Origin of the sequence: Streptococcus mitis SK575 (assembly GCF_000257865.1) — a bacterium.
In the GTDB taxonomy this organism is placed as follows: Bacteria; Bacillota; Bacilli; order Lactobacillales; family Streptococcaceae; genus Streptococcus; species Streptococcus mitis_CQ.
In genome coordinates this window covers 1-694 of sequence record NZ_AICU01000015.1, presented here as the reverse complement: position 1 = coordinate 694, position 694 = coordinate 1, and the positions used below count along the sequence as shown (strand labels likewise).

The 694-nt window shown below is 42.5% G+C and carries 1 protein-coding gene; it reads left to right on the top strand.

All coding sequences use genetic code 11. The features are described 5' to 3' along the window. Positions 1 to 4: 4 nt before the first annotated feature. Positions 5 to 694 (top strand): Rpn family recombination-promoting nuclease/putative transposase (locus tag HMPREF1048_RS04015; RefSeq protein ID WP_000603345.1); only part of this gene is annotated, 690 nt, incomplete at its 3' end.

Below are 694 nucleotides of genomic sequence, written 5' to 3'. Positions count from 1 at the left end.
AAGGATGATTCTCAGACATCCGGGCATCAGCCCAACTAATGATTTGGTAGCTAAAAAAATCTTTAGCAATCCAGAAATCACTTGTCAATTTATTCGCGATATGCTGGATTTACCAGCCAAAAATGTGACCATTTTGGAGGGAAGCAATATTCATGTCTTGCCTTCCATGCCTTACTCGGCACAGGATTTCTATACCAGTATAGACGTCTTGGCGGAGTTGGATAATGGTACGCAAGTTATCATTGAAATTCAAGTTCATCATCAGAATTTTTTCATCAATCGCCTGTGGGCTTACCTGTGCAGTCAGGTCAATCAAAACCTAGAAAAAATTCGTCAACGAGAAGGTGATACACACCAGAGTTACAAACACATCGCACCAGTTTATGCTATTGCTATTGTGGACAGCAACTACTTTCAAGATGACTTGGCTTTTCACAGCTTTAGTATGCGAGAGGACACGACAGGTGAAGTCTTAACTATCACAAATAATGGTCAAGAAAACCATCTGGTCAAGATGGCATTCTTGGAATTAAAAAAATACAGAGAAACCAGCAAAGACGAGGTTCGCAAGCCGTGGTTGGAGTTTTTCGGTAATAAGCCCTTTACCCAAGAACCCGAGCGAGCCATCAGCCAAGCAGACCAACTGCTGGACTACAAGAGCTGGTCCGAGGAGGACAGGAAAATGTTTAGTCAG